Annotated in this window: 15 protein-coding genes and 1 pseudogene; 6 read left to right on the top strand and 10 right to left on the bottom strand. The window is 64.0% G+C overall.

All coding sequences use genetic code 11. The features are described 5' to 3' along the window. Window positions 1-78 precede the first annotated feature (78 nt). On the top strand, window positions 79-1,551 hold the full coding sequence (locus NKI85_RS05490) for a hypothetical protein (RefSeq protein ID WP_352522525.1): 1,473 nt from the start codon (window positions 79-81) through the stop codon (window positions 1,549-1,551). 97 nt (window positions 1,552-1,648) lie between these two features. Here NKI85_RS05490 and NKI85_RS05485 read toward each other — a convergent pair whose 3' ends face one another. The 4 genes from NKI85_RS05485 to NKI85_RS05470 all read right to left on the bottom strand — a co-directional run bounded on the left by NKI85_RS05485 (window position 1,649) and on the right by NKI85_RS05470 (window position 8,706). Continuing rightward, window positions 1,649-2,563 carry a hypothetical protein gene (locus NKI85_RS05485; protein WP_352522526.1) on the bottom strand — a complete coding sequence of 305 codons (915 nt, stop codon included), beginning with the start codon at window positions 2,561-2,563 and terminating at the stop codon, window positions 1,649-1,651. A 246-nt stretch (window positions 2,564-2,809) separates the two neighbouring features. Continuing rightward, window positions 2,810-5,281: a DNA topoisomerase (ATP-hydrolyzing) subunit B gene (gyrB, locus tag NKI85_RS05480; RefSeq protein WP_352522527.1), complete on the bottom strand. Its 2,472-nt coding sequence runs from the start codon at window positions 5,279-5,281 to the stop codon at window positions 2,810-2,812. A 146-nt stretch (window positions 5,282-5,427) separates the two neighbouring features. Next, window positions 5,428-8,094 (bottom strand): caspase family protein, encoded by a 2,667-nt coding sequence (locus NKI85_RS05475; protein WP_352522528.1) that lies wholly within the window; start codon window positions 8,092-8,094, stop codon window positions 5,428-5,430. Window positions 8,095-8,136: 42 nt separating this feature from the next. After that, window positions 8,137-8,706 (bottom strand): NADPH-dependent FMN reductase, encoded by a 570-nt coding sequence (locus NKI85_RS05470; RefSeq protein ID WP_352522529.1) that lies wholly within the window; start codon window positions 8,704-8,706, stop codon window positions 8,137-8,139. A gap of 187 nt (window positions 8,707-8,893) precedes the next feature. Between NKI85_RS05470 and NKI85_RS05465 the strand changes: the two are divergent. After that, window positions 8,894-10,256, top strand: a pseudogene (locus tag NKI85_RS05465) (cytochrome P450). A gap of 22 nt (window positions 10,257-10,278) precedes the next feature. Here the strand turns inward: NKI85_RS05465 and NKI85_RS05460 are convergent. Beyond that, on the bottom strand, window positions 10,279-11,250 hold the full coding sequence (locus NKI85_RS05460) for a complex I NDUFA9 subunit family protein (protein ID WP_352522530.1): 972 nt from the start codon (window positions 11,248-11,250) through the stop codon (window positions 10,279-10,281). Between the two features lie 344 nt (window positions 11,251-11,594). Here NKI85_RS05460 and NKI85_RS05455 point away from each other — a divergent pair, with 344 nt between their 5' ends. Next, window positions 11,595-11,867 (top strand): hypothetical protein, encoded by a 273-nt coding sequence (locus NKI85_RS05455; protein WP_352522531.1) that lies wholly within the window; start codon window positions 11,595-11,597, stop codon window positions 11,865-11,867. 57 nt (window positions 11,868-11,924) lie between these two features. On the opposite strand, the gene NKI85_RS05450 is transcribed toward NKI85_RS05455, so the two are convergent. The 5 genes from NKI85_RS05450 to NKI85_RS05430 form a co-directional block, all read right to left on the bottom strand. Further along, window positions 11,925-12,926 carry an Ldh family oxidoreductase gene (locus NKI85_RS05450; protein ID WP_352522532.1) on the bottom strand — a complete coding sequence of 334 codons (1,002 nt, stop codon included), beginning with the start codon at window positions 12,924-12,926 and terminating at the stop codon, window positions 11,925-11,927. Window positions 12,927-13,043: 117 nt separating this feature from the next. Further along, window positions 13,044-13,853 carry an ABC transporter permease gene (locus tag NKI85_RS05445; protein WP_352522533.1) on the bottom strand — a complete coding sequence of 270 codons (810 nt, stop codon included), beginning with the start codon at window positions 13,851-13,853 and terminating at the stop codon, window positions 13,044-13,046. Continuing rightward, window positions 13,853-14,518, bottom strand: a complete 666-nt coding sequence (locus NKI85_RS05440; RefSeq protein ID WP_352522761.1) for an ABC transporter permease — start codon at window positions 14,516-14,518, stop codon at window positions 13,853-13,855. Before NKI85_RS05440 ends, NKI85_RS05445 begins: the two co-directional genes overlap by 1 nt. Window positions 14,519-14,733: 215 nt before the next feature. Then, window positions 14,734-15,528: a transporter substrate-binding domain-containing protein gene (locus NKI85_RS05435; RefSeq protein WP_352522534.1), complete on the bottom strand. Its 795-nt coding sequence runs from the start codon at window positions 15,526-15,528 to the stop codon at window positions 14,734-14,736. A gap of 52 nt (window positions 15,529-15,580) precedes the next feature. After that, complete coding sequence (locus NKI85_RS05430) at window positions 15,581-16,390, bottom strand: ABC transporter ATP-binding protein (protein WP_352522535.1); 810 nt, start codon at window positions 16,388-16,390, stop codon at window positions 15,581-15,583. A 218-nt stretch (window positions 16,391-16,608) separates the two neighbouring features. Between NKI85_RS05430 and NKI85_RS05425 the strand changes: the two genes are divergently transcribed. From NKI85_RS05425 to NKI85_RS05415, 3 genes are read left to right on the top strand one after another with little or no spacing between them, the layout of a single operon-like run. Continuing rightward, complete coding sequence (locus NKI85_RS05425) at window positions 16,609-17,457, top strand: dimethylarginine dimethylaminohydrolase family protein (protein ID WP_352522762.1); 849 nt, start codon at window positions 16,609-16,611, stop codon at window positions 17,455-17,457. After that, window positions 17,454-19,034 carry a 5-guanidino-2-oxopentanoate decarboxylase gene (locus tag NKI85_RS05420; protein WP_352522536.1) on the top strand — a complete coding sequence of 527 codons (1,581 nt, stop codon included), beginning with the start codon at window positions 17,454-17,456 and terminating at the stop codon, window positions 19,032-19,034. Before NKI85_RS05425 ends, NKI85_RS05420 begins: the two co-directional genes overlap by 4 nt. Before the next feature lie 57 nt (window positions 19,035-19,091). Further along, on the top strand, window positions 19,092-19,799 hold the full coding sequence (locus NKI85_RS05415; RefSeq protein WP_352522537.1) for an SDR family NAD(P)-dependent oxidoreductase: 708 nt from the start codon (window positions 19,092-19,094) through the stop codon (window positions 19,797-19,799). Window positions 19,800-19,883: the final 84 nt, after the last annotated feature.

The raw sequence follows: 19,883 nt of genomic DNA, 5'->3' as shown, positions 1-19,883 counted from the left end.
TTTCTTGGCTGTTACCGGTTCTGAAGTTACGATAGCGACCGGTCGTCTTGTCTGACGGCGTCGTCGGTGGAGGTGCCGGTGCCCGACCCTGGTTCTGCTGCATCGCCGGCCACCGATCTGACTGCAGCAGAGAAGGCGCCGCGCAAGCTCAGCCAGGCGGTGGTGGTCGTACACGGCATGGGCGAACAGCGGCCCATGGACACCCTGAGGGGATTTGTCCAGGCGATATGGAGCCACGATCCCGCCCGTGCTCCGTTCTATGCCCATGTCGCAGATCCGGCCGACCCGACGGGTGCGAAGATCAACCAGAGTTGGATCACGCCCGACAGCCGGACCAATTCGCACGAGCTTCGCCGGATCACCACGCCCTATGATGTCGATGGCCGCCGCACCGATTTCTACGAGCTTTACTGGGCCGACATCACCCAAGGCACGACCCGGAGCCGCCTTGCTGCCTGGGTGACGACCCTGCTCTGGCGCAAGCCCGCCGATATTCCGCACGATGTGCGCAAACTCTACGCTGTCACGCTTTTGGCCACTATCGTCGTCCTCGGCGCGGCGCTGGCGCTCGCAACGTCGGCCTGGCAAGGCTACATCTCCTGGACGACCGGTGTGCTTCTCACCGTCGTGGCGTCATTCGTCATCTGGTCGGTGGACCAGTTTGGCCTGCCTTATTTCGGCGATGTCGCTGCCTATGTACGGGCCGAAGCGACGACGGTCGAGAAGCGCGCGCTGGTCCGCGAGCGTGGCCTCAAGCTGCTGAAGCGCCTTATGATGGACGACGCCTACGACCGCATCGTCCTGGTCTCGCACAGCTTGGGGTCAATCATCGCCTATGATCTGCTGCAGATATTGTGGGCCGATTTCAGGCCTCGAAGGCTGGAAGCCGTTCGCGACAAAGCGAGGCTGAAGGCGATCCGCGCCGTCGACAAGGCGACGCTGGCCGCCGATGTTTCAGCTTGGCCCGAGCATCTCGATGACCTCTCCGGATTCCAGCGCGACCAATGGGAGCTCTACCAGCAGCTCCGTGCCAAGGATGCGGATCACCCGCTGCCGTGGAAGATCAGCGATTTCGTCACGCTCGGCAGTCCGCTGACCCACAGCGAGTTTCTGGTTACCTACAACCTCGCCGAATTCAGGCGCGGCATCGCCGAACGCCTGTTTTCGGCATGTCCGCCGATCGCCGACACGGCAGGCGGCGGGACTGTGCTCTATCAGGAAGGGCGCAGCCATTCGGGCAAGCCGCAGCGGGCGGTGCATCATGGCGCGGTGTTTGCGGCGACGCGCTGGACCAACATTTTCGACAGGGGAAATGGCTGGCTGACCGGCGACCCGATTTCCGGACCGATGACGGAGAATTTCGGTCCGGGGGTGGAAAACATTCAGGTCGAGTTGCGCGGCCCGCGCGGCCGCGCCTTCACGCACACCCTTTATTGGTCGCTGACGGCGAGCGGCGTCGAGGCCAACGCACCATCCGGCGTGCCGCGCTCGCATCTTGCCGTGCTGCGCGACGCAATCGATCTCGGCCGCAAGCTGGGAACTGAGCTATAGGCAATGAACGGCGCACGATCATGGCGACGACAGCTCAAAGCAAAATCCGCTTCGGGGTAACCTTCCCTGAAGCGGATCAAACTCGCTTAAGCACCGATCAACGGTTGGTCAGGAAAATTGCCTCCTCGTCGTCGCGCTGCCTGCCGCCAAGTGCTGCAGCTGCACTGGCAATGAAAGCCCCGACGACCAGCGACAGCGCTCCAATCAGCGAGAAGGTGGCGCCCGCCTTTCTGGCGGTGTCGGCCGCCTGCTGGGCCTTGACCTTGGCGTCCTGCACTTTGGCGATTACCGCATCGACCCGAGCGGTGGCATCCGCTTCGGACAGGCCTGTACGGGCGGCCACCAGCCGCGACAGATAGGTCTTGTCGTCGCCCGATATTTCGCCTGCTGCCGCACTCGCGATCAGAATTCGCGACGCCTGCGCAGTTGCCGCGGCGTCGCTCTCCGGATTGGCGGCAGCGAGCCTTGCCGGATCGGCCGGGCGGAACAGCGTATCGACGAAATACGATGTGGCGCTGTCAGTCGAGGCGCCACCAGCGTTTGCAGTGGCACCCGCCGAAGCGCCCATTGCCGCGCCGGATGCCACAGTCGAAGCAGCCTGGACACCGGTGCCTATTGCGGCCGAAAGCGCCGTGCCGAGCACGCCGGCGACGAGCAGCGTCGCAAGCGCCCAGGCCAGGAAGCCGTGAGCGGTATCGCGGAAGAAGACTTCATCGGTGTGGATGCCGACCCATTTGGTCCGCAGGCGTCCGGCAAGGTAGCCGCCGAGAGCGGAAGATAGCCACTGCACGATGATCAGCCAGACGGCGGTGGAAACGGCGAAAGTGGTGACTGACGCACCCGAGCCGGACCATGGCGACACCATGCTCAGCCCGAGCCCGGAGCCGAGCAGCATCAAAATGAAGGTAAGCGTCGACGCAGCAAAGGCGCCGGCGATGATCGGCCCCCAGGTGACAGCAGTAGAAGAGGATTCCGTCGGTGCGGAAACGTCGACAGACGTTAGGGTGGACATCGAAGCCCCCTACCGTGCGAACAGCATCAGGAGAATAATGATCGGAATCGGAACTCCGAGAAGCCAGAGCAAAATGCCACGTCCCATGGATGCCTCCTGCGGCGATTGTGATCGACTACAATGCCTTGAAAGACTTTCCGTTCCGGGAGATACGCGGTGATCTTTGTTGCAATGCAGCAGGCGCATCGGTGCGCCAAGGCGCACCGATCCACTTCACGCCCGCCGGCTGGGTATCTGGATCGCGGCTCAGATGTCCAGATTGGCGACCGACAGCGCATTCTCCTGGATGAATTCGCGCCTTGGCTCGACCTCGTCGCCCATCAATCGCGAAAACAGTGAGTCCGCGTCCGTTGCGTCATTGACCCTTACCTGTAAGAGCGAGCGCACATTCGGGTCGAGCGTCGTTTCCCAGAGCTGCTCGGCGTTCATTTCACCAAGGCCCTTGTAGCGCTGCATGGTCAGGCCCTTGCGGCCGGTGGCAAAAACGGCATTGAGCAGTGCGAGCGGCCCCGAAATGGTTTCGGAGACGTCCTTGCGGCGCAGCACCGGCGGCTCGCCGTAGATTTCTGACAGGCGCGGCGCATAGCGGTCGAGCTGGCGTGCATCGGCGGAATTGATCAGCGCCAGATCGAGATGCGCGAACTCCTTGACGCTGCGCACGGTGCGCTCGAAGACATAGCCGCCGGTGCCCTCGTTCGAGGTTGACATACGGCCTGTCCAGCCGCGCTCGGTGTCCTCGGCGATAATGTCGAGACGACGCGCAACACGCTCGGCCATCTCGTTGGCGCGGCCGAGGTCGGTGAAGATCTCGGGGTTGAGCGCGCCGGCGATCGCTGCCTGCTCGACCACGCCTCTGTTATAGCGGGTATGCAATCCGTTGATGAGCTGGCGGACAGCCAAGGCGTCGTCGATGGCGCTGCGCAGGTCCTGTCCGGCCCGCACCTCGCCCGTGCTGAGCGCAAGCGACGCCTCTTCCAGCCCCGAGCCGATCAGGAATTCCTCGAAGGCGGCTTCGTCCTTGATATATTGCGAGCTCTTCCCTCGCGTCACCTTATAGAGCGGCGGCTGCGCGATATAGAGATGGCCGCGTTCGATCAGTTCCGGCATCTGCCGGAAGAAGAAGGTCAGCAGCAAGGTGCGGATGTGGGCGCCGTCGACATCGGCGTCGGTCATCAGGATGATCTTGTGGTAGCGCAGCTTGTCGGCATTGAACTCGTCCTTGCCGATCGAGGTGCCGAGCGCGGTGATCAGCGTGCCGATCATGTCGGAGCCGAGCATGCGGTCGAAGCGGGCGCGTTCGACATTGAGGATCTTGCCGCGCAGCGGAAGAATGGCCTGGTTCTGGCGTGAACGGCCGCCCTTTGCCGAGCCGCCGGCGCTGTCGCCCTCGACGATGAAGATTTCGGATTTCGCCGGATCGCGCTCCTGGCAATCGGCCAGCTTGCCGGGCAGCGAGGTGACGCCGAGCGAGCTCTTGCGGGTGATATCGCGTGCCTTGCGCGCGGCTTCGCGCGCGGCAGCGGCCTGGATGACCTTCTCGATGACCGCCTTGCCCTCGGTCGGGTGCTCCTCGAGCCAGGTACCGAGCGCTTCGTTGACGAGCCCTTCGACCACCGGGCGAACCTCGGACGACACCAGCTTGTCCTTGGTCTGCGAGGAGAATTTCGGGTCGGGAACCTTGACCGACAGCACGGCCGTCAGTCCTTCGCGGCAATCGTCGCCGATCAGCGCCACCTTTTCCTTCTTCGTCAGGCCGGAGGAATCGCCGTAGCCGGTTATCTGGCGCGTCAGCGCACCGCGGAAGCCGGCCAGATGCGTGCCGCCGTCGCGTTGCGGGATGTTGTTGGTGAAGGCCAGCACGTTCTCGTGGTAGCTGTCGTTCCACCACATGGCGACTTCGACGGTGATGCCGTCGCGCTCGGCGCGGATCGCGATCGGCTTGTCGAGCAGCGGCTTCTTCGTCCGGTCGAGATATCTGGCGAACTCTTCCAGCCCGCCATCGTAGTGCAGTTCATGGCGCACGATGTCGGCATGGCGGGCGTCGGTCAAAACGATGCGCACGCCGGAGTTCAGGAAGGCGAGTTCACGCAGCCGGTGCTCCAGCGTACCGTAGTCGAACTCGACCATGGTGAAGGTTTCGGACGACGGCAAAAACGTGATTTCGCTGCCACTGCGTCCTTCATAGGTGCCGGGGACCTTGTGTTGTTCGTAGGTGCCGGTGACCCGCAGCGGCGCGTCCGCATCGCCATGCGTGAAGCTCATCTCGTAGATCTGGCCGTTGCGGCGGATTTTCAGTTTCAGCCAAGCCGACAGCGCGTTGACGACCGACACGCCAACGCCGTGCAGGCCGCCCGACACCTTGTAGGAGTTCTGGTCGAACTTGCCGCCGGCATGCAGCTGCGTCATGATCACTTCGGCCGCCGAAATGCCTTCCCCGGTGTGGATATCGGTCGGAATGCCGCGGCCATTGTCGATGACCGTCACCGAGCCGTCCGGATTGAGCGTCACCGTCACCAGGTCGGCATGGCCGGCCAGTGCTTCGTCGATGGCGTTGTCGACGACTTCATAGACCATGTGGTGCAGGCCCGAGCCGTCGTCGGTGTCGCCGATATACATGCCCGGCCGCTTGCGAACGGCATCCAAGCCCTTCAAAACCTTGATGGAATCGGCGCCGTATTCGGCTTCAACGCCGTTGGCGATGTCGGTCTGGTCGCTCATGAAAACCTGTCTGATTGATGCCGTGTGCAGAGCGCGAAAAATCGGCGTCGAATCGCGCATTTCTAATGTCGTAGATATAGGCGCAAAAGGCGGTTTTTCCAAGGTTTGCAGGCGTTTCCGAACGGAATGACCGTCGCGTGGGCCGGCTACCGGCGCCTGGCTTCGATCTTGGCCAGCCGCTCACGCAGGAACTTGATCATGAACTTGTATCGCGGCGCCAGCCGACCGGTCCGGTCGAGCTCGAGCGTCATGTCGAGCGCCTTGGAAAGCACGGCTTTCGGATCCTTCGCAATCTGCGCGTAGTCGATATAGGCGACCACAAGGTCGCGCTGCCAGGTGGCGTTGTCCGGATCGGACTGGGCAAGTTTCTCGCGAATGGCGAGGCTGTCCTGAAGGGCTTGCCGGGCTCCTCTGACGTCGCGCTGCCTGAGGCGCAGCGTGGCGACTTCGGACAGCGTTATCGACAAGTCACGCTGCCAGTCGGAATTGGCGGGATCGAGCTTCGCCAGCCTCTGTGCAATCGCGTAACTGTCCAGATAGGCTTTCAGCGCGCCTTTGTGGTCGCCCTGTATCGCCAGGACGCCGGCGACCTTCTCGAGGCACACGGACAGGTCACGCTGCCAATCGGTGTTGTTCGGGTCGCCGGCGGCGAGCGCGCTGGCCTGCGAGAGTGCCTCACGATAAGCCGAAAGTGCCGCCGGCCAATTCTCCTGGTCGCTCAGCGCGTTGCCGATCTTGGCGTTGCCGACCGACAGGTCGCGTTTCAGCTCGGTGTCGTCCGGATCGCGTTTCGCCAGTTGCTTGATGATCGCCAGGCCTTCCTTGTAGGCCGCCAGCGCCCCGGCGGCGTCGCCGCGTTCGCGCAGCAGGTCGCCTATCGTATCGTGGCTGACCGAGACGTCACGCTGCCGGTCGGCATCTCCCGGCTTGTCCGCCGCCAGCGCCAGCCGCACCTTCAGGCTCTCTTCATAGGCCGCCTGTGCGTTGTCCAGTTGGCCTGCGACATGGGCAAGATGGCCGATCTCATCATAGGCGATGGTCAGGTCGCGCTGCAGCTCGGCACGGTCGGGTTCGCCGGCAGCGAGCTGTTTCTTGATCGACAGGCTTTCCTGATAGACCTGTGCGGCGCCGGCCCGATCGCCTTGCGTCGCCAGCACGTTACCGATCTTGTCGTCGGTCATGGCGAGGTCGCCGAACCACTCCAGATTGTCCGGCTCTGCCTCGGTCAGGCCCTGCAGAACGGTCTTGGCGGTCTCATAGTTCTGCAGCGCTGCCGGCAGATTGCCTTGCGCCATCCGCACATTGCCGAGCTTGACGTGGCTGACGGCGAAGTCGCGCTTCACGTTCGGATCGGTTTCCTGATGCGACCGCCGCTCGAGATCAGCTTGCAGCGCCTCGAAGGCGCGGCCGGCCGCCTCGATATTGCCGACCGTGGTATAGAGCTTGCCGAGCTCGTCCAGCGTGCGGATCAAGCGGTCGGCATCGTCGAGCGACAGCACCACCTGGCCGGCTTCGCCATAAAGCGCGAGCACCGATTCATAATCCTTGATGGCTGTGGCGTAGTCGAGGTCGGCGCGCGCCGCGCCGCCGGACAGATAGCGCGTCGCGGCTTCGGAAAGCGTGCGGCTGACGAAATTAGCCTTCAGCGCGTTGCGCGAGACATTGTCGATCTCGGCTGCCTCGGCGAGCTTTTTCCGCGCGGCATCGAACGCTCCCAGCGAAAGCTGCTCTTCGGCCTGCCGGCGCAACGCTGCCACCCGCAGATCGTCGGAGCCAAGGGTCTGCATTTCGCTTCGCACCTTGACGAAGGCGTCGGCCGCCTCACGCAGCCTGGCGTTCAGACTGTCCGCGGAGAGGTGGCCGGCATCGGAACTGATCAACGCGCCATAAAGCGGTGCCAGCGGCATGTCGGCGTCGCTGGCGATCTTTTCCACCTCGCCGCGCATCTCGGGCGTCACCTCGGCCATGGCCAGCAACAGGCGTTCGCGCTCCGGCAATTTCTCCTTGGCTGTCGTGGCAAAGAACAGCTGCGGCAGGCCGCTCTCGACATAGGGCAATTGCTTGCCGCGCGAGAGATCGTAGACCTCCTGTTGCACGAGCGTCAGCACGGAGCGGATCTCGAGCCCTTCGGTGCCGAGATATTTCGTCAGCGCCGCGGTGAACGGCGAATTCTCGCCGGTCCCATCCGCTGCGGTCTCGCCGGGCGCCGCCGAAAAGGCAAACAGGATGTTTTCTGCCCGCCCGATGCGACCAAGACCCGGCCGGACCTTGTCGCTGACGTCTTTTGCCAGTGCCGTCGCGCCGCGGCCTTCATCGCCCGTGCCCGCGAATGGATCGCTACGGCAGGCATCGAGCACAATCAGTCCGATCTTGCTGGTGGCGGCGACGACCTCGCGGACCTCTTCCAGCGGCAGACTGGTCTTTTCCAGCGCATCGAGCGACGACGAGTCTGCATCGACCGGCAGGAGCCGGTTCTCGCCGGCGATCTCGACGCCGTGGCCGGAGAAGAACACGAACGCCACGTCGGCGCCTTTGGCATCGTCGCGGAAATCGTCGAGCGCCCGGCGCATGCGCCGCAGGTCGCGGTTGGTTTCGAGGAAGACCTCGAAACCGAGCTTCCTCAGCACCGTTTCCATGATCTCGCCGTCATTGACGGGATTGGCGAGCGGCCGGATCAGCCGGTAGTCGTTCTCGGCGATGACTAGCGCAACGCGCCGCTCCGCCACGGCAGCGGAGGCCGTCGAGAGGATCAGCAGCAAGGCAAACAGAAGACGCAAATCGAACCGCCCCGGCCCGGTCATTTGCCGGAGCATTCCATCTCTTTATGGCATGAGCAAGCCAGGCTGTTCGCGTTGTTAGCCGACCCGCATCGGCTTCAGTGCTTCGCTCCAGCGGAACAGCTCGTCCAGCATGGTCCTGGCCCCGCCGAGCACCTGCTCGCTGGGCAGGAAGGCACCGGTCTCGTCGAGCAGTTTCTGGTACATCGGCAGCGCCACGCCTTCCGGGATCGGCATGACGCCGACGGAGGTCAGCAGCGGTTTGACCGCCTGCGCCGCTCGCAAGCCGCCGGAGACACCGCCATAGCTGAGAATGGCGGCCGGCTTGTATCGCCATTCCCTGAGCAGGTAGTCGACCGCGTTGACGATCGCGGGGGCTGCGAAATAATTGTATTCCGGCGCCACGAAGACGAATGCGTCGGCGGCGTCGATTGCCTCCGACCAAGCCTTCGTGTGGCTGTTTTCGTATTTGCCGAGTCTCGGATGATGCGGCTCGTCTAGCACCGGCAGGTTGAAGGCGGCGATGTCGGTGAGCACCGGCTCGAATTTCCCGTGCTCGGCCGCGAAGCTCTCCAGCCACTTTGCGAAAACCGGCCCGGCGCGGCCCGGCCGCGTGCTGCCGATGATGACGTTCAACTGGTGCTTCAAGGTGGGCTCCTGCCGGTTGGCGGTATCTGTTGGTGAGTGCCACCTAAGGCACGCAACCAGACACAACAAGCAGGCACTTTCCGGTGCCCCGGTCACATTCCAGAGAGTGGATGCTTCGCCTTGCCGTTCGGCCACATGGACGCTTGCCTTGCCAGCCACTACATTGAGCTCGCTAGCGGAGCACGCCATGGACAGTCAGCCCGTCCCCTTCGTCCCGCCGGCGCCGAAGCCGCGCACCTCGCCGCCTTCGACGCTGGAGATGATCCGCATCGTATACCGCAATCCGCTCGAACTGTGGGGCGAGGCGACCTACAACGAGCCCTGGATTTCGGTGAACGGCGTCGGGGGGCGGCTGGTCATCGCCAACGATCCCGGCCTCATCCGCCACGTGTTGGTCGACAATGCCAAGAACTACAAGATGGCGACGGTGCGCCAGTTGATCCTGCGGCCGATCTTGCGCGACGGCCTGCTGACCGCCGAGGGCGATGTCTGGAAGCGTTCGCGCAAGGCGATGGCGCCGGTGTTCACGCCGCGCCACATCTTCGGCTTCGCCGAGCCGATGCTGAAACGCACGCTCGAGTTCGTCACGCGCTACGAGCAGGGTGGCACGTCGGATATCGCCCACGACATGACGCTGCTCACCTTCGACATCCTGGCCGAGACGCTGTTTTCGGGCGAGATATCGGGCGAGCCGGGCAGCTTCGCCAAGGAGATCGACCGCCTGTTCGAGACGATGGGCCGGGTCGATCCGCTCGACCTTTTGCGTGCGCCCGACTGGATGCCGCGCCTGACCCGCATCCGCGGCCGCAAGACCATGGCCTACTTCCGCAAGATCGTCACCGACACGGTGCAGATGCGCGAAGAGCGGCTGAAGCGCGCTCCGGATGGACTTTCTCACTCTGTTGCTCAAGGCGGAGGGACCGGACGGGCTGACCCGGGCCGAGGTCGAGGACAATATCATCACCTTCATCGGCGCCGGCCACGAGACTACAGCCAGGGCGCTCGGCTGGACGCTCTACTGCCTTGCCGAAGCGCCGTGGGAGCGCGAAAAGATCGAGCACGAGATCGATGCGGTGCTGGCGCGCGAGCCCGACCCGACGAAATGGCTCGACGCAATGCCGCTCACCCGCGCCGCATTCGACGAGGCGCTCAGGCTCTATCCGCCGGCGCCGTCGATCAACCGCGAACCGATCGAGCCCGAAACCTGGAACGGCCTCTATATACCGCGGCGCGCCGCGGTGCTGGTGATGCCGTGGGTCGTCCACCGCCATCGGAAATTGTGGGACCGGCCGGACGCTTTCATGCCGGAACGCTTCCATCCGGGAAACCGCGAAAAGATCGACCGTTTCCAGTATTTACCGTTCGGCGCCGGGCCTCGCGTCTGCATCGGCGCCAGCTTCGCCATGCAGGAGGCGATCATCGCGTTGGCGATCATGCTGTCGCGCTACCGTTTCGACACCACCGCAGAGACCCGGCCCTGGCCGGTGCAGAAGCTGACGACGCAGCCGCAAGGCGGGCTGCCGATGCAGGTCACCCGGCGCGTGCCGTAAGCGGCTGAACGTTCGTTCCGTATTATGCGGACTTGCGTTGGAACTGGCCGGCGGCGCGGTAGCGCCAGAGATAGCTTGGCAGAATGGTTCCGATCGACCGAGGCTGAATGCCGAGGCCGGCGAGCGTCCTGTTATCCTTGACGGCGGCATCCGACACGACATTGTGCTGGCGCAACAGCAGGACCTGGTCCTTGGTCAACAACGGTTTGGGCAGCAGCCCGAGAATTGATGCCTGGAGGTTCGCCAGCCACCATGGCATCGGCAGCAGAAGCCGCTTGCGTTCGATGATGACAAGCAGCTCTTGCATGCATTCCTTGAAGCTGAGCACTTGCGGCCCGCCGAGCTCATAGATCTGGCCGCCCTGGACCTTGCCGTCGACCGAGTGCGCCACCGCTTCGGCGACGTCGCCGACATAGACCGGCTGGAATTTCGTCTGCCCGCCGCCGATCAGCGGCAGGACTGGGGAAAAGCGGGCCATGTTGGCAAAGCGGTTGAAGAAACCGTCCTCCGGCCCGAAATTGATCGATGGCCGCAAGATCACGGCGTCCTGGATCGTCTCCAGAACCGCCTTTTCGCCGAGCGCCTTGGTACGCGCATAGTCCGATTGCGCGTGGAGATCCGCACCCAGAGCCGAGATATGGGTGAGGCCGGCGCCGACGGTGCGCGCCGCCTCGGCGATGGCGCGTGCGCCGAACTCATGCACGGCAGCGAATTTCTGCCGGCCGCCCTCATACGGGATAGCCACCAGATTGACGACATGGTCGGCGCCTTGCACGGCGCGGTCGACCGACCAGCGCACCCGGACATTGGCCTGCACCGGCTGGATCTGCCCGACATTGCCGAGCGGCTGCAGGTGGCCGGCGAGATCGGGCCGGCGGCAGGCGACTCGGATGCGGTAGCCGCGCTTGGCCAGCGCCCGCACGACATGACGACCGACAAAGCCGGAGCCGCCGAAGACGACGACGAGCTTTGGGGTCTGCAGGATTTCGGTCATGGCTGGCTCCGGCGGGCTATCCAGATGGCTCGGTTGAAGCCGTTTCATAGTCCGTTTCGCGCCAAAGGCAAAGGGTGACCATAGGTCGCCCGGCATTGTTGAAGCATGATTTTCCGGATCCGTTCGAAACGGCAGAAAACCCGGCCGAGGCGCGGCTTTCCGGGGTCGCGTTCATTTGCAACCATGGTTCAACGGGCCGCTTGACCTGAGACGATATCGGGAGGGCGTGAAGCAAGTACGCCCGCCCCAACCCCGAACATCCGATAGGACCAGCACCGGCAGGAACTTTTATTCGGTCGGCGATTTTAGATGTATGGTTTGATTCCGAATGGAGGATATTGCCGATGACGAAAAAATGCGTTGCGATCTTCGCTCTGGCTTTCGCAACAGGCTGCAGCATTGGCGCTTCGGCGTTCGCCGGAAACCGGCATCACCACCAAGCTCAACCCGAACGCTACGTTTCCGCCAATGGCGACATCATCGACATCCTGTTCGGTGGCCCGCGTTACTATGACAACCACTTGTTCACGACGGCCGCCGAACCCTGCTCCTACAACAGGGTAGGACCGGACGCGAATGCGCTGAACGTCATCAACGATCATCATTGCGGGAAGTAGGCTCGCGCTGCCGGATCGGCCGGCGTGGTCAGCCACTCATCGGACAAACGAATTTCTTCAGGATGAATAGCGGGCGGCGAATTCGGAAATGCGCTGCACCACGGCTTTCGGCGCGCTTATGCCGCGAGCCGCCGCCTTCTCAGCCGCTTCTGCCCGGGCACGCCCTGGCACATGCACGCCATAGCGGCGGCGCAGCCGGTCGAGTTGATCCTTCATCCGTTTCTCGAAGTCCGGATCGAGCAGCTTGGGCTCGACGGCGAGCACGAACAGGCCGGTCCCCGGACTGTCCGGTCCGCCGCTGAACCATGGCGCATCGAGCGACCAGTTGGCGCCCGACAGGCCCGCAGCCAGCACCTCAACCATCAGCGCGATGTTGGCGCCGCGCTGGCCGCCGAAGGCAATCATAGCGCCTTTCATGGCGGACGCGGGATCGGTGGTCGGGTTGCCGCTGGCGTCCAGCGCCCAGCCTTCGGGAATCTTCTTGCCGTCCTCGGCCGCCTTGCGGATGTTGACGAAGGCGGTGGCGCTCGACGACTGGTCGATGACCAGCGGCGCCCCGTCTGCGGCGGGTGCTGCAAAGGACATCGGATTTGTACAGTAGACCGGCTTGACCGAGCCCGAGCCGGCAAGCACGGCCGGGCCGTTGGTTGCGGCGAACGAAACCAGCCCCTGCGCGGCAAGCCGCCCGGTGAAATAGCCGAGTGCGCCGCACGTATAGGCATTCTTCTGCGAAAAAATGGCGACGCCGAACAGCCGCGCCGCCTTGGCAAGGTCATCGATCGTGCGGTCGAAACCGGTATGCGCCAGGCCGCCGCGCGCATCGGAGAGATAGACGGCGAGCGCCGGCCTGGTGATCACCGGATCGGCGTTGCCGTCAATGCGGCCAGCCTCCAGTGCTTCGAGATAATCGATGAAATGCGACAGCCCGACGGCCGACAGTCCTTCCGCCTCGGCCGTGACGATCGAGGCAGCCAGCGACTGTGCCGCCTCTTCGTTGGCGCCGGCGCCAAGTGCGGCCATCCGGCACAGCCCTGTCGCCTGGTCGAGACTGAGTTGCATTGGGATTGCCTCTGGGTGAGTAGTGAATGGTGAATGGTGAATAGTGAAGCGTGAATAGGTGGATGGGAGTGGTGACTGGTTGATCCCACTACTCACTACTCACCATTTACCATTCACCTACCCGATCTTGTTCGGGATCCGCGCCTCGATCTTGCCCAGGGTGAAGACGAGGATGCCGGTGATCGCCATATAGATCAACGCCAAGAGCAGCAAGGGTTCATAGGTGAGATAGGTATCCTGCCGCACCTTGGAGGAGACGGCGAATATGTCGATCACGCTGATGGTCGCCACCAGCGGCGTCGATTTCAGCTGCAGCACGGTTTCGCCGGTCAGCGTCGGCAATGCGCGGTAGAAGGCCTGCGGCAGCCAGATTCGCTGGAATGTCTTCCAGCGGCTCATGCCGAAAGCGCGGGCGGCTTCCAATTGCCCTTTCGGCACGCCGGCAAAGGCGCCTCGCATCACCTCGCCCTCATAGCCGGCGAAGGACAGCGTCAGTCCGAGGACGCCATAGGGCCATGCCTGCCTGAGATAAGGCCACATCCAGGACTGGCGAATCCACGGATATTGCGGAAACAGCGAACCGAGGCCGTAATAGAGCAGCCAGAGCTGCAGCAGCAGCGGTGTTCCCCTGATGACGGTGCAGAAGACCTTGGCGGGTGCCGCGAACCAGATGGGGCCGGCGGCCTGCGCCAGCCCCAGCGGCACGGCGAGCAGGAAGCCCAGTGTGCAGGTGACGGCAAGAATCCACAGCGAGCGCCAGATGCCGAGCAGTCCCATTTCGTAATATTTCGGCAGCCAGTCCCAACGCATGAAGAAAGCCGCCGACAGAACCAGCCCCAGTGCGATGAGGATCAGCACGATGCGATGCGGCTTCAGCCACAGCGAAGCGCGTGCAGCGACATTGACAACGACAGCTTCGCCAGTCATCACCGGGCCTCCTTGAGCGAAGGCATGCCGCGGCGGGCCCAGGTCTCGATCCGGCCGATGATCAGGTTGGAAACCAGCGTCAACAGCAGGTAGATCGCGCCTGCGGCGACGAAGAATGTAAGATAGGCTTTGGTGACGCCTGCCGCTTGCCGCGTCGCCAATGTCAGCTCGTAGAAGCCGACGACCGCCAGCAGGGCGGTGTCCTTGGTGGCGATCAGCCAAAGATTGGCAAGGCCGGGTATGGCGAAAGGCAACATCGCCGGCAGTGTGATGCGCCGCAGCAGCAGGCCGGGAGGCATGCCATAGGCTCTCGCCGCTTCGATCTGGCCTTGCGGAATGGCGAGGATCGCGCCGCGGATCACCTCGGTAGAATAGGCACCCTGGACGAAACCGAGCACGGCAATGCCGGCCGCAAGCCCGCTAATGTCGATGCGCTGATAGCCCATTGCCGCCAGCATCTGATTGATCAGGTCGGTGCCGGCGTAATAGAGCAGCAGAATCAGCACCAGCTCCGGCACGGCGCGCACGACGGTCGTATAGACTGCCAGGAGATCGCGCACGACCGGACCGCCATAGAGCTTGCCGGAGGCGCCGCCGATGCCGATCAGAAGGCCGAGGCAGGTGGCCCCGACCGCGATCTCGATCGTATGGAGCAGCCCGACCAGGAGCGTTCCACCCCAGCCCGGCGGCGTGGGCGAGAGAAGCGCGATCGTAGAGGCGGCCCAAGCAGGAAGAAATGCGTCGATCAGCGTCGCCCCCGAATTGCTGGCGCTAAAACCGCCGGCGATCTGCGCCTGCGGAAGCTTGCGTGGATGGGTTTTCGACGAACCACGCGGCGCGCTGCCAGCGCCGCGTGGTTATCGCTCATGGGATAAGGCCGTCAGTTCGACTGCGTGTCGGCACCGTAAATGTCGAAGTCGAAATATTTCTTCGAAATCTCGTCATATTTGCCATTGGCGCGGATGGCCTTGATGCCGGCGTTGATCTTTTCCTTCAACTCGGTGTCTTCCTTGCGGACGCCGGCGCCGACGCCAGGCCCGAGGATGGCCAGATCCGGCGCGACCATGCCTTTCAGGTCGCAGCATTGCTTGCCCTGATCCGATTTCAGGAAGGCGTCGAGGGCGATGGAATCGGCCTGCACCGCGTCGACCCGGCCGGCGGCAAGATCCTGGTTGGCTTCATCCTGGGTCTGGTATTCCTTGATTTCCGCCGCTTCGGCGAAGTGCTTCTTGGCGTAGTCGGCATGCACGGTCGAGACCTGGACGCCGATGATCTTGCCCTTGAGATCCTCCGGTGTCGAGCCGAACTTCTGGTCCTTCGGCCCGATGATGGCCGTCGGGGTGTTGTAATACTTGTCGGAGAAGTCGATCGTCTTCTTGCGTTCGTCGGTGATCGACATCGAGCTGGCGATGACGTCGATCTTCTTGGTCGTCAGCGCCGGGATGATGCCGTCCCAGGCGACGGGCGTGATGACGCAATCGAGCTTCTCCTCGGCGCAGACGGCGTCGATGAATTCGATTTCCCAGCCGACCCATTTGCCGGAAGCGTCCGGCGAGGTGAACGGCGGATAGGGCTCGGCGGCGACACCGATCTTGACCGGATCGGCCTTGGCCACGCCCATCGCGGCAACGCCAAGCAGCAGCGCTGCGGCAAAGGTCTTGAGAATAGTCTTCATGGTCATGACTCCCAGTTTTGTCGTTGTTCCCGGTTTTTCCATCCGCCTCGGTTTAACCGATGTTGCGGATGAATTGCTTCAGCCTTTCGGATTTGGGTGCGCCGAAAATCTGCTCCGGCGGCCCTTCTTCCTCGACCAGCCCGTTGTAGAGATAGACGACATGCGTCGCGACCTCGCGGGCGAACTTCATCTCATGGGTGACCAGCACCATGGTGCGGCCTTCGCGCGCCAGGTCGCCGATCACCTTCAGCACCTCGCCGACCAGCTCCGGGTCGAGCGCCGAAGTCGGCTCGTCGAACAGCATGACGCGCGGGTTGATGGCCAGCGCCCTGGCAATCGCGGCGCGCTGCTGTTGGCCGCCCGAGAGATAGGCGGGATAGACGTCGCGTTTTTCGGCGAGGCCGACGCGGGCCAGCAGTTTCTCCGCCTCGCTGATCGCCGCATCGCGCTTGACGCCGAGCACATGAATGGGAACCTCGATGACGTTCTCGATCAGCGTCATGTGGCTCCACAGATTGAAGTTCTGGAACACCATGCCGAGCTTGGAGCGGATGCGTTCGATCTGCTTGCGGTCGGCGGGCACGGTGTGGCCGTGGCTGTCGGCCTTCAGCCGGATCTGCTCGCCATTGACGCGGATGATGCCGCTGGTCGGGTTCTCCAGGCAATTGATGCAGCGCAGCAGCGTCGACTTGCCCGAGCCGCTGCCGCCGATGATGGCGATCACCTCACCATCGCGCGCCGACAGCGAAACGCCCTTCAGCACATGCAGCTTGCCGAAATTCTTGTGCAGGTTCTCGACGTGAATGGCTTCGGCGGCGCCGTTCTGCGCCGTATGCTTCAGGGCGGTGCCCGGCGCTGTCATCGTCGCGGTGCCCCGCGGAGCGGCCGAGGCAGTCCTTGCTGGAATTTTTTACCCATTACCCGTCACTGGACAGCGTTCCGATTCTCAAGATGGACCGTTCCGCTTGCCTCCGTCAACCGCAGTTTTTGGACCATTGATCACGGCCTGCCGAGTGGCTATTGGCAGGAGGGGGCGCGTTTCAGGAGAATTTAGTGGGCAAAGCTTACGGGTCGCAGTCGATGGCCGGGCCGCTGCAGCGCGTACTGATGCGCTCCGCCGCCAGCGCCATGCATGGGGCCGAAGCGCTGGAGTGGCACTATGGCCCGGGCTTCGATCCGCAAAAGGCGGCGGCCCAGCATGAAGCGCTGGCCAGGTTGATTTCGGCCTCAGGCGCCGAGATCGAATGGCTGAGCGACGCCGATGACGGGCTTGCCGATTCTGTCTTCACCCACGATCCGTCGCTGATGACCGACCATGGCGCCGTTATCCTGGCCATGGGCAAGGCATTGCGCCGGCCCGAGCCCGGCCTGCACGAGGCAGCCTACGGGCGCATGGGCATCCCCATCCTCGGCCGTATCGAGGCTCCCGGCCAGGTCGAGGGCGGCGATTGCGTCTGGCTGGATGCGAAGACGCTGGCGGTCGGTCGCGGCGTGCGCACCAACCAGCACGGCATCCAGCAGCTCTCCAATCTGCTTTCGCCCAAGGGCATCCAGGTCTATGGCTTCGATCTGCCGCTCTGGCACGGCGAGGAGGCCTGCCTGCATCTGATGTCGGTGATCAGCCCGCTCGCCGACGATCTGGCGCTGGTTTATGCGCCGCTCTTGCCTGTGGCCTTCTATCAGATGCTGCGCGCGCATGGCATTCGCCTGGTCGAAGGCGACGCCGACGAATTCTTCGCCTCGAATGGGCTCAGCCTGAACGTCCTGCCGACCGCGCCGCGCCACGTCATCGCCGTTGCTGGCTTTCCCAAAACAGCAGCGGCCATGCAGGCCGCCGGCTGTACGGTCTCGACATTCGAGGCCGATGCGCTGTGCATTGCCTGCGAAGGCGGCCCAACCTGCCTCACACGCCCGGTGCTAAGACAATGACGACGGTCGGCGAAGCCCTCATCACCTTGCTCGAAGCCCATGGCGTCGACACCGTCTTCGGCATTCCCGGTGTGCATACGGTCGAGCTCTACCGCGGCCTGGCGCGGTCGAATATCCGCCACGTCACGCCGCGCCACGAGCAGGGTGCCGGCTTCATGGCTGACGGCTATGCGCGCGCCAGCGGCAGGCCGGGCGTCGCCTTCGTCATCACCGGGCCAGGGCTGACCAACACCATCACCGCCATGGGCCAGGCGCGCGCCGATTCGGTGCCGATGCTGGTGATCTCGGGCGTCAACGCCACACCGACGCTGGGCAAGGGCCTCGGCCATCTGCACGAACTGCCGGACCAGCGCGGCATGATGGAGAAGGTGGCGCTGTTTTCGCACCGCGTCACCGAGGCTGGCGAACTGCCCAGCGTGCTCGCCCGCGCCTTCGCACTGTTTTCATCCTCGCGTCCGGGCCCGGTGCATATCGAGATCCCGACCGATGTCATGACCATGCCGGCCAACGGCATCGTGGCGCTGCTGCGAAATTCAGCGCCGCCCGAGCCAGATGTGGCGGCGATTGCAGAGGCGGCAAGGCTGTGCGCGTCTGCCCGCCAGCCGCTTATCCTCGCCGGCGGCGGCGCCAAAGCCGCCGAAGCGCCGTTGCAGCGCCTGGCCGAGAGGCTAAGCGCGCCGGTCGTCCAGACCGCCAATGCGCGCGGCCTGCTGTATCGCCATCCGCTTGGCGTGCCGGCCAGCCCCAGCCTGAAGGCGGTGCGTGCGCTGATGGCCGATGCCGATCTGGTCATCGCCGCCGGCACCGAATTCGGTCCGACCGACTATGACGGATATGGTGACGGCGGCTTTGTCCTGCCCGCCAATCTGATCCGCATCGACATCGGCGCCGACCAGCTTGCCCGCCGGCCGGCGCGGATTTCGATCCAGGCCGATTGCGGCGCAGCGCTCGAAGCGCTGCTTGCCGAACTCGGCACGGGCCAGGCACCGTTGGATGATGGTTCGGCTCGCGCCGCCGCGACGCGCAAAGCAGCCTTTGCCGAGATCGGCCCGGCTATGCAGGCGCAACTGCGGGCCGTCGAGACGATCCGCGATACGCTGCCCGGCGCGATCATCGTCGGCGATTCGACCCAGCCGGTCTACGCCGCCAATCTCTATTACGATCACGACCGGCCGGGCGGCTGGTTCAACGCCGCCACCGGCTTCGGCGCGCTCGGCTATGGCCCGCCGGCGGCAATCGGCGCCGCCCTTGCCAGGCCCGACGCACCGGTCGTTTGCCTCACCGGCGACGGCGGCTTCCAGTTCACCCTGCCGGAACTGGGCGCGGCGCTCGATGCGGCGGCGCCGGTGATTTTCGCCGTCTGGAACAATCGCGGCTACCGCGAGATCGAAACCTCGATGCTTGACGTTGGCGTCGAGCCGGTCGGCGTCTCGCCGGCGCCGCCGGATTTCTGCAAGCTGGCCGAAGCCTATGGCATTGCCGCCGAGCGGATTTCCGGCGTTGGCGGCTTGGCGGACGCGCTTAGGCGCGCGCGAGCGGCTGGACGACCCTACGTCATCGAGATTTCGGTTGAGTGATCGCGCGAAAGGCGCGACTTTCCGCACCGGCGGCGCGCAATCACGGAGCGGTCGAATATGATGGAAACACTGGACGGCAGACATATCGTGGTGACCGGCGGCACCGGGGCGCTTGGCGGCGCGGTCGTGGGGAAACTGCTGGAGCAGGGCGCGATTTGCCATGTGCCCAATGCTCACGCTGCCGCGCCTGCGCATTTTCCCTTCCCGGCACATGACCGCGTCAGGCTGGCGCACAATGTCGACCTCGCCGACCCTGCCAAGGTCGACGCCTTCTATGCCAGTGTTCCGGATTTGTGGGCATCGGTGCATCTTGCCGGCGGCTTCACCGCCGCGCCGGTCGAGAAGATCGAGCCCGCCTCCTTTGCCGAGATGATGGACACCAACGCCCGAACTACCTTCCTGTGCTGCCGCGCGGCGATACGCTCGATGCTGGGATCTTCCGTGTCGGGCCGCATCGTCAATGTCACCGCGCGAGCCGGGCTCGACCCGCGGCGCGGCTCCGGCAAGGTCGCTTACGCCGCCGCCAAGGCGGCGGTCGCCGCGATGACCGTGGCGATGGCTGAAGAGCTGAAGGCCAAGGGCATCCTGATCAACGCCGTGGCGCCCTCGACGCTCGACACGCCGGCCAACCGAGCTGACATGCCGGATGCCGATTTCAGCAGATGGGTCAGCCTCGAAGCGGCAGCCGAGGCCATAGCCTATCTTGCCTCGCCGGCCAACATGGCGATCAGCGGTACGCTGGTGCCGCTTTACGGCAGGGCCTGAAATTCAGGCCTAGTCTAGTACAAAAAAAGCCCCGCCGGATCGCTCCGGCGGGGCTTTTTGTTTCGTTTACAACCTGCGTGAGGC

This window comes from Mesorhizobium sp. M0571 (assembly GCF_040320985.1).
In the GTDB taxonomy this organism is placed as follows: domain Bacteria; phylum Pseudomonadota; class Alphaproteobacteria; order Rhizobiales; family Rhizobiaceae; genus Mesorhizobium.
Note: the sequence above shows the minus strand (reverse complement) of the source record. Positions and strands in the feature narration are given on the sequence as shown.